Origin of the sequence: Phocaeicola faecium (genome assembly GCF_014837055.1) — a bacterium.
GTDB classification, from domain to species: Bacteria; Bacteroidota; Bacteroidia; order Bacteroidales; family Bacteroidaceae; genus Phocaeicola; species Phocaeicola gallinarum.
In genome coordinates this window covers 108,940-118,966 of the sequence record NZ_JACSPQ010000010.1, presented here as the reverse complement: position 1 = coordinate 118,966, position 10,027 = coordinate 108,940, and the positions used below count along the sequence as shown (strand labels likewise).

Below are 10,027 nucleotides of genomic sequence, written 5' to 3'. Positions count from 1 at the left end.
GCTACTGAATAAAAACTCACACTACGAAGAAAAAGACATTTAAGAGATATTCTCTTGAATGTCTTTTTTTTCTATCTGCCCCTACCGCCAGCGAAGAAAAATCCGCAAGATTTGGGAATATACTACAAAGACATTATATTTGCTACCGAGAACTTTAGGAGATAAATAGATGAAAAAGCTAAAAAAACTCGACTTAATACCGGAAGAACAGAATATGACCGCAGGTATTGACCTGTGCGGCAATTTCAAACAACTTTTTAATGTTCCCAAACCTTCGCCGGGATGTATATTTCTGCTCTGTACGCGAGGAACATGCAACGTAACGATTTACCTGAACCAGTATGAACTGAAAGCCAATTCCATCGCTGTCATTTATCCGGAAGTATATTTTCAGATAACGGAACAAAGCGCAGATTGCCGTTTCTTCTTCGTAGGTTTCTCTAAAAATTTGGTCAGAAGCACGTATCTGTTTTCGCATACCATCAAGCATACGCCTTATATTTTCGAACGACCGGTATTGCACCTCGAACCTAAAGTTGCCGAAATATTCCGCGACTACATGAAACTGATGATTAAGTCGTTGCGCGTGGAGGATTTTATGAACGAAATACAGATTAATCTGACATACAGCCAGCTCATTCTTCTCTTGGGAAACATCTATCAGCGAGACATGCCCCAACTCGAACCGTCTCATTACAGCCGTAATCAGGAAATCGTGAAAGAACTGGTGCGCATCGTTATCCAGTATTATAAGACGGAGCGAAACGTTTCGTTTTATGCCGAAAAGATGCACCTTTCTCCCCAACACCTGAGTACGACTATCAAGAAGATTACGGGAAAGACACTGACCGACATCATCTCGTCGTTCATCATCCGCGATGCGCAAGCCAAATTGCGCTCTACGGGCATGACCATCCAAGAGATAGCCTACTCGCTTAATTTCCCCGACATCTCTTTTTTCGGAAAATACTTCAAACGTTATACGGGCATGTCGCCCAAACAATACCGAAACTCTTAGAAACTGTTTTGAATTTATCGTGCGATGATTTGGGATGATTTTTTGAGGCATTTCCACTTGTGTGATAAGGAAGATAGCGGGCTATCTGACGAAGAACAGAAGTGGAAAAGACCGAAAAATCGCCCAAAGCGCACACGAAAACGGATACATCAAGTTAAGAAAAACTTTTTGTAGAAATTCAAAGCAGTTTCTTAGGCTACTACCGGAATGAACGCAGCCGAAGTATTCCTCTTTTCTCTTTCGTCAGGAATACTCCGGCTGCGTTGCCCGCTTTAACGTTTACATTTCTTGCTATTCCGATATCCCTTTCATGGACTCGGCATCCCGCTTCCTTCTGATGTGACCGCAAACTGTCAATCCGGCTCCGAGCAAACAGAATACCGTGACACCGATAAACACCTTCCCGCTGCAATGCGTTATCAGTGCGAAAAATCCCCACAACAGAAGATAGACAGAGAAGTCAAACCAGATGTTGTCAATGACTTTCTTGACCTTTTCCAATTTCAACCGACTTTTTTCGTCACCGGCTTCGGCTCTGCGATTCAAGAAATACCATGACGTACCTGCCCAGTCCATTACCATCACCATCAGGGTCATAGCAATAATCAACTCAACATATTCCATAAGGCAGCACAGCGCGATTGCAACTGCCACATAGACCAACAATCTGATTTTAAGGAATTTCATAAGCAATATATTATAAATGGTTACTCCAATAATAAATACTATTTACCGATACGGCAATCATCAAAAACAGATTTTCTTTCTCATCAGCTGTGATGGTTGTCATAGAATCTATCGTCTTAATTTACTCATTAGAACCATGATTAAACAGACAAAATCAGAAAATAAAAAAGTTTTTCATGAGCATTAAGAGTAAAGGGTTAACTATCTCTGTTTTCATTTTGTATTGCAATACGATGTAAAGTTACAAAATATATTCAATCTTCTAATATGAAAGCAGATGTTTCTTAACAGGTTTTATATAAAAAACGTTTTAAAATCAGGTTATAGCGATCAGTTCGACCGCCTTCCGAATAGAATTTTCCATGTCCTCCCGCACAAGCTCTTACTCTTCTTTCATTTCTTCGATGGGGGTAATGTCTTCTATCTGCCCGTTACGCTTACGGCGGAAACGAAGCAGACGAAACAGATCGGTCAGTGCGTAAACCACCGATGCGGCTCCTAATACGATAAACGGAACGGTAGCCGCCTGAAAGGGATTAAACAGCACCACGATGCCGGTAACAAGGATGGCGGAGGGCAACACATAGACCCCTGCCGGAACAGGAATGTAGGCACGCGCCGAAGCAAAGTTTACCAACTGGCTTATTCCTCCCAGTACCAGCAGTACACCTAATACATACATCAGGATGCCGATAAAGAACTCCGGCATTATCATCAGCCACAACCCGAACAGCGAACTGCCCAGTGCGATGACGGGAAAAGCCTGTCGGATTCCGGCTTCCCTGCGCTTCCCGGCAGAAGCAAAATAAGAAAAAAGCCCCAGCAAACCCGGCAACAGGAACAATACCCCTACCGTTATTACCAAATAATTTACTGCCACATCCGGCCATACTATCAGCAATACACCGATAATCAAGGCGCAAAGACTGCTTATTACTGCATAGTTAAAAGGTTTCATACTACTTTCTGTTTTTATTTCGTTGTACGAATATAACAACTTCTACCGATATAAACAATCCGCCGAAAGACTTTGTTGCGGAAGAGCTGCATAAAACCTTTCCGTCCGCCACGGTTTGATGAACCAACGGCCTGCGGTTTATAACCCACTAAGCCGGGTCATACAACCCGCCATGCGGGGTTATACAACTCACCTTGCAGAGTTATATAACTCACCGTGGCAAGTTATAAAATCATTCGGGTTACGATTGAGAATCCTGCCGCAAACAGCATCAAAAACATCATACAAAAAGAATCAAAATCAGACATCAAACACCCGTCTGCCGCCTTTTGATATGTAATATATGTCCATAAAAATACCTACAATTAGGTATTTAACATTCTTTTTTACCTACAAATAGGTATTGTCCGATTTTTTAACCTCTCCTACCTTTGCAGCATAATAAAAACTAAAAAACTATAAGAAATGAAAGAAAAAGCCTTACTATTCTCACTGCTGTTCGCAGCGTTCGGCACTCACGGTTTTGCAACCAACCGTTACGAAACGACTTCCGACGACTCGAAAGACCAAAAGGAGGTGAATGAAAAGAAACGTTCTCGTTTCACCGTAGGCGGTTACGGCGAAGCGGTATATTCGCGCAATTTTTACAGCGATAATTACATGCGCTATTTAGATGAGAGCAAGGTAAATGCTCACAGCAATGAAAAACACGGACGTTTCGACTTGCCGCATGTGGTTATTTTCCTCGGCTACGACTTCGGGAAAGGATGGTCGATGGGAAGCGAAATCGAGTTTGAGCATGGGGGAACCGAAAGCGCCATCGAAATAGAGGAGGAAGAAGGAGGCGAATACGAAAGCGAAATAGAACGCGGAGGGGAAGTTGCCCTCGAACAGTTCTGGATACAAAAATCATTTTGTCCGGAATTTAACATCCGGCTGGGTCACATCATCGTTCCCGTGGGCGGCACGAACATGCACCATACGCCTACCGAGTTTTTCGGCGTCTACCGTCCGGAAGGCGAAAATACCATCATGCCCTGTACGTGGCACGAAACGGGTTTAAGCATCTGGGGGCAGGCGGGCGACTGGCGATATGAAGCCATGATTCTGCCGGGCTTGGATTCTGACCGCTTCAGCCGCAAGAACTGGATACAAGGAGGCGCAGGAAGTCCTTACGAATTTAAAATCGGCAATGCAGTGGCTGGGGCTTTCCGTGTCGACAACTTCTCGGTGAAAGGTTTGCGCCTGTCTGTCAGCGGTTATATAGGCAATTCGTTCAGCAACTCTCTGCGCGGAGCCACGAGCGAGAGCAACAACAGCAGCAGCGGAAACAACCGCTATCAGGACGTGAAAGGCACGGTAGCAATCGGGGCTTTCGATTTTGCTTATAACGACCACAACTGGATTGTACGCGGGAACTTCGACTACGGTCACCTGTCGGATGCAGCCATGATATTCCGTTTCAACAGCGGCATGACCAGCACTTCGCCTTCGCCCAAGCAGGCAATCGGTTCGGATGCCATCGCTGCCGGAATAGAAGCGGGCTACAACATATTCTCACAGTTCGACAAGCTCCACGAGAAAGGTCACAAACTATACATCTTCGGCAGGTATGATTATTACGACTCTATGTATAAAACAGAAACAAACATACAGAAATACGAATGGTGCGGACGCCAGCGCATTGCCGCCGGACTGAACTATTATCCGATGAAGGAAATCGTGATAAAGGGTGAATACTCCATCGGGTTGATGAGGAGTTTCTATAAAAACGAGCCGTCGATTTCACTGGGTGTGGCATACGCCGGACTGTTTACACGCTAAAACCAACAATCAATAATCCTCTAAAAAGTATTACAAAATGAAAATGACTAAGTTTTTTAAGATGCCCCTTTATCTTACGATGGGTGCATTCATGGCGATGGGACTGTATGCATGTAGTGACGAGAATGATCCGGGAACCGGAGGCGGTGAAGGAGAGCTTTCAGAACAGGAACAGGCGTTGAAGAACATTGTAACCGATTTTGCCAACAATACAGCCGTACCCACGTATCGGGGAATGGCAGATGCCGCCATTGAGCTTCATAACGCTTGCTTGGCAATGAAGAATGCCGGAGCAGGAAACGTTACCACGGCGCAAGTGGAAACGGCAGGCGAAGCATGGAAAAAGGCACGCCGCTACTGGGAGTTGAGCGAAGCATGGCTGTTCGGTCCTGCGGGAGATTATAACATTGACCCGCATATCGACTCGTGGCCTTTGGACAAGACTTCGATGGACGCACTGTTGGCTAACGAAGAACAAATGTCGCAGATGGACGAAGACGGTACGTATGTAGGCAATAACTTGGGATTCGGCTTACAGGGATTCCATGCCATCGAATATTTGCTGTTCGAACTGCAAGGTACGGGAGCCGATGCCAAAAGCATTGCCCACAATGTAAACTACACCACCCAAGAGCTGCTTTACATGACCGGCGTTACCGGAGACTTGCGTAACCAATGCGTGCTGCTGGAAGCATGTTGGGCAGGAACGGAAAACGTTACGGCAGAAAAACAAGCCATACTGGAAGACAACGAACTGGACAAAGGGGTTAATTACAGTCAGGTAATGATTAACGCCGGACAAGCCGGCAGCGAATACGTGAACTACTTGGAAGCGGTTCAGGATTTGATTTCGGCTGGTATTCAAAACATTGCCAACGAAGTGGGAAATATCAAGATAGGTAACCCCACCGGATTAGGAGACCCCGCAGGAGGTATGGAGGAAGACCCCGGTTACATCGAATCGCCGTACAGCTTAAATTCAATCACCGACTTCAAGGATAACATCATCAGTATCCAGAATGCGTATGAAGGTTTCCAGAGCAGCGAATCATACAATGCAGGCGAAACCGTTATTCAGCCGTCTACCTATACGCTGAGCGCATACATCAACTCCTTGGATGCCGACTTGGACGAAAGAGTGAAAAAGGCAATAGACGATGCTTATAATGCCATTTCGCAGATGAAAGAACCGTTTGCTTATTGGGCGGGCAGAGACGATGCCATCAATCAGGCGGCTGTCGACGCATGTAATACACTGAACGATATATTCTTCGAAGTCGACAATATCTTATCTGCAAACCATTGATTCATGCAGGAATCAGCTTTAAAGCGGACGTTTTGCCACGTCCGCTCATTGTTACATTTCAAAACTAACTTTACGGTATGAAAAAACATTACTATTTCTTAATGACAACCCTGTTATGTGGCAGTCTGGCTGCTTGCAGCGATGACGAGACGGGGACGGACAACCCGGCAGGAGGAGACTCTGAAACCGAATTGCCCGAATGGTATTACACCGGAGGCGAATTGGGTACTTCGACCGACGTTACTTCCGTAGCTTTCGAGCAACCTACACCCGCAGTCGATCAGGGTGGCTTTACAGCTTCTTTCAACCGGGGCGAGCAGTTGTTCGAAAAGCCTTTTATGGCAAATGTCGATGGCGTACGTCACGGGTTAGGACCGCTTTATATCCGCAGTTCCTGTATGCACTGCCATCCGGGATACGGACACGGAAAGAGCCAGCCTTCGGGTTCATTTAATACAAACGAAATAGGGAACGGATATCTGCTGGTGGTTTACAATCCCGAAACCAACGCATACGTATCTTGGCTGTCGGGGATGCCGCAAACCAAAGCCGTGGCTCCGTTTAAGGAACCGCTCGATGAGTCACAAATACAGATTACATGGCATGAGTATACTGACTCGTATGGAAACAAGTTTGACGACGGCGAGACTTACCAGCTCCGCTATCCGGAGGTTACCATCCCGAAAAGCGCCATTTATGTTGCCAACAAGGGATACGACGTGGGCAACTATGAAGTGCGTTTGGAGTCGACCATCGGTATTTACGGAACCGGATTGCTTGATGCCATTTCCGATGAAGATTTGAAAGCGGAATATACGAAACAGGAACAGGCAGGCGTAACGCTTAATCCGGCAATCTTTGCCAACGGCGAATGGGTGGGACAGTATGCCAATACCACACAGGGAGGCGACGGAACGAAATACCCGTACCGTTACACGTATGCACTGAGCCGAGGTCCGTTACAGGATGCTGCCGGAGCCAATGCGTTTTGGAACATTACGAACGTTACCCGCAGCGACCGGCGTTTCCATTATTTAGACGCTGCCGGAACGTATGCCGACTATTCTTCGAAAGACCCGGAAGTACAGGCGGGATTCCGGAATTACATTGAGAACATCGACCCTGACCATACGCACCCCGACTGGCATACGACCAACTCTGACGGCACATATAACGAAGAGGCAAACATCAAGGCTTATCTTAATTCGAAAGAGCTTGACATTGAAATTACCGACCAAGAATACATCGACCTGATGGTTTGGCACAGAGGACTTGCTGTTCCGGCAGCACGTAATGTAAACGATGAAACGGTTTTGAAGGGAAAAGAATTATTCGAACAAATCGGATGTACGTATTGCCATAAGCCGAGCTGGACTACCGGCGAGGATGAAATACGCGACCCGGCACGGTTCTTCGTTGGCGACAGAGCAAACGAACTTCCCCGGTATCCGCATCAGAAAATCTGGCCTTATACCGACATGGTTCAACATCGGCTGTTTATGGTGAACGACATCCGCACGGGATGGTGCCGGACCACTCCGCTGTGGGGACGCGGACTGCACCAGAAATGTACCGGGGCTGAATATGCCGACCGCTTGCATGACTGCCGCGCACGCACCACGCTTGAGGCTATTATGTGGCACGGTACGAATCCTCAAAGCGATGCGTATGAGACGACTCAGAATTTCCGCAAGCTGTCGAAGGAAGACCGCGATGCCATCATTAAATTCATTGATTCCATCTAAGGCGGAACGGAGGCGGATTGGCTTGAAAAACGCTACCGCTTGCGTTACGTAATTCTAACCGTTAAGTCCAACGGTTCTACCCATAGGACTCCCCTGTCCTACGGGTAGAATTTTGAGGAATATTCCGCCTCGTTTAAAACGCTATTACACAGAATATAAAGGTTAGCTCTTCTTCACAAGCACGGATTGCAAAGCCAAGTTTGAATCTTTTTCCGGATACTCAAGCGCGAGGCTGTGAATCCGTGCTTTATTTCCCAACCCATAAAGACATGAAACTACTGAAAATAGTCAGCTTCGGAGGTATCGGCATTCTGCTTGTCGTTCTTATTACCGCCACCATACTCGAAAAACTGTACGGCACATCGTTTTCTTCACGCTACATTTACCACTCTTACGGCTTTGTCGGCCTGTGGGGAATAGCGGCCGTTGCAGGCATTGCCTACACACTGAAACGCAAACTGTACCGTTTTCCCATAACCTTTTCGCTTCACTTGTCGCTGGCTCTTATCCTGACCGGTGCAATGGTTACGTTTTTATTCGGCAGGCAAGGCAATATTCATTTGCGCATAAATTCCCCTGCGCAACAGATGTTTTGTGACGAAAAAGGCGACAGTATTCCACTTCCCTTCCGAATAAAGCTGAACGGTTTCCGTATAGATTACTATCCCGGTACACAAGCTCCGATGGACTACGTAAGCCAACTGACGGTGACCGACGGCAGCCTCGACGACAACGGAACGGTTTCGATGAACAACATCTACACTTACCGTCACTACCGTTTCTACCAGTCGGCATACGACCCTGATGGGAACGGAGTAACTCTTGCCGTATCGCACGACCCTTACGGGATAGGCATCACTTACGCAGGCTATGCTCTGCTTACCCTCAGCTTTTTATTGTTTTTCTTCGTACCCGACAGTGGATTCCGTAAACTGCTCCGCCATCCGTTGCTTCGGAAAGGAACGGTAACGGCAACGATAATCGTGCTCGGATGTCTCCCCGCGGTATCTGCCGAAACGAATCGCCCCAACGTATTGCCGCCAAACGTAGCCGATGCTTTCGGTAACCTGTATGTATATTACAACGACCGTATTTGCCCGCTCCAGACACTGGCACGCGACTTTACGATGAAACTGTATGGAAAAAGTGTTTATAAAGGGCTGACAGCCGAACAAGTGCTGACCGGATGGTTGTTTTATTATGACGACTGGAAAAACGAGCCGATAATCCGCATCAAAAGCAAAGATGTACAACAGCGGTTGGGAATAACCGGATATGCCCGACTTACCGACTTTATAGGCAAAGAAGGTTACAAACTGAAAGAAACGCGAAGAAGCAATGCACCTGCCCTCAGAGGAGCCAAAGAAGCCGACGAAAAATTCAACCTCATCAGCATGGCGGCAACGGGCAGTCTCTTTAAAATTTATCCTTACCGCCCGACCAACAACGGACCAATGACTTGGATTTCGATGGTAGACCAACAACCGCAGGGCATGGCTCCCGACCAATGGCTTTTCATCAGGAAAAGCATCGGTCTGATAGCCGAACAAATCATCCGGAACAATAACAAGCAGGCTCTTTTCTTCATCGGGAAAATAAAAAAATACCAAGAGAAAGAAGCGGCAGACATATTGCCTTCGCCTCTAAAGTTCAAAGCTGAAAAACTATACAACATGCTCCGCCATACCCGTCCGGTTGCAATGGTTTGCCTCTCAACAGGTATTATTTCATTTATACTCTGCTGCCGCAGCATGAGCCGGCGCAAGCGCATAAATCCAATACTCCGAACGGTGCTGCTTGCTTTGCTGGGAGGCATCGGAGTGTACTTGCTGGCTGTAATCTGCCTACGGGGATACGTAAGCGGCCACCTTCCGCTGTCCAACGGATTCGAGACGATGCAATTCATGGCTGTCTGTGTTATTCTGCTGACTTTCATTTGCTGCCGACGCTTTGAGGCTGTCATAGCTTTCGGATACATGCTCGGCGGACTTGCGTTATTGGTTTCGATGCTCGGCGAAGCCAATCCGCCGATAACCCAACTGATGCCCGTACTGGCTTCTCCCCTGCTGAGCATCCATGTAGTAACCATCATGATAGCTTACTCTCTGCTTGCCTTTGCCATGATGAACGGAATTACCGCTCTCTTGCTTAGGCGCTCACTTCATGACTGTACCGAACAGATAGCGCGTCTGGAAGTTATCAGTCGGTTATTACTCTATCCTGCAGTCTGCTGCCTTGCCCTCGGTATCTTTATCGGCGCGGTATGGGCAAACGTTTCGTGGGGACGCTACTGGGGATGGGACCCTAAAGAAGTCTGGGCACTTATCACTATGCTTATCTATGCCTCTGCACTTCATCCGGCATCGCTTCCGTTTTTCCGCCGTCCGATGTTCTTCCATTGGTTCTGTGTTATCGCTTTCGCAAGCGTACTAATTACTTATTTCGGCGTAAACTTTATCATGGGCGGAATGCACAGCTATGCGTAAAAC

General features: G+C 47.0%; 7 protein-coding genes. 5 read left to right on the top strand and 2 right to left on the bottom strand.

Features of this window, described 5'->3' with window-relative positions; all coding sequences use genetic code 11:
- Positions 1 to 169 precede the first annotated feature (169 nt).
- Positions 170 to 1,018 carry a helix-turn-helix domain-containing protein gene (locus H9626_RS09755; RefSeq protein ID WP_178256449.1) on the top strand — a complete coding sequence of 283 codons (849 nt, stop codon included), beginning with the start codon at positions 170 to 172 and terminating at the stop codon, positions 1,016 to 1,018.
- 291 nt (positions 1,019 to 1,309) lie between these two features.
- Here the strand turns inward: H9626_RS09755 and H9626_RS09750 are convergent, their stop codons facing one another.
- Positions 1,310 to 1,705, bottom strand: coding sequence for a hypothetical protein (locus H9626_RS09750; protein WP_191710384.1), 396 nt, complete (start codon positions 1,703 to 1,705; stop codon positions 1,310 to 1,312).
- 382 nt (positions 1,706 to 2,087) lie between these two features.
- Entirely contained in the window at positions 2,088 to 2,663 is a 576-nt protein-coding gene (locus H9626_RS09745) for a DUF308 domain-containing protein (RefSeq protein WP_191710383.1), read from the bottom strand.
- Between the two features lie 465 nt (positions 2,664 to 3,128).
- Here H9626_RS09745 and H9626_RS09740 point away from each other — a divergent pair, with 465 nt between their 5' ends.
- From H9626_RS09740 to H9626_RS15060, 4 genes are all read left to right on the top strand, one after another.
- On the top strand, positions 3,129 to 4,487 hold the full coding sequence (locus H9626_RS09740) for a hypothetical protein (RefSeq protein WP_178256766.1): 1,359 nt from the start codon (positions 3,129 to 3,131) through the stop codon (positions 4,485 to 4,487).
- A 43-nt stretch (positions 4,488 to 4,530) separates the two neighbouring features.
- Positions 4,531 to 5,793 (top strand): imelysin family protein, encoded by a 1,263-nt coding sequence (locus tag H9626_RS09735; protein WP_191710415.1) that lies wholly within the window; start codon positions 4,531 to 4,533, stop codon positions 5,791 to 5,793.
- A 77-nt stretch (positions 5,794 to 5,870) separates the two neighbouring features.
- Positions 5,871 to 7,538 (top strand): di-heme oxidoredictase family protein, encoded by a 1,668-nt coding sequence (locus H9626_RS09730; protein ID WP_178256767.1) that lies wholly within the window; start codon positions 5,871 to 5,873, stop codon positions 7,536 to 7,538.
- A gap of 269 nt (positions 7,539 to 7,807) precedes the next feature.
- Entirely contained in the window at positions 7,808 to 10,024 is a 2,217-nt protein-coding gene (locus H9626_RS15060) for a cytochrome c biogenesis protein CcsA (RefSeq protein ID WP_191710382.1), read from the top strand.
- The last annotated feature ends 3 nt before the right edge of the window (positions 10,025 to 10,027 follow it).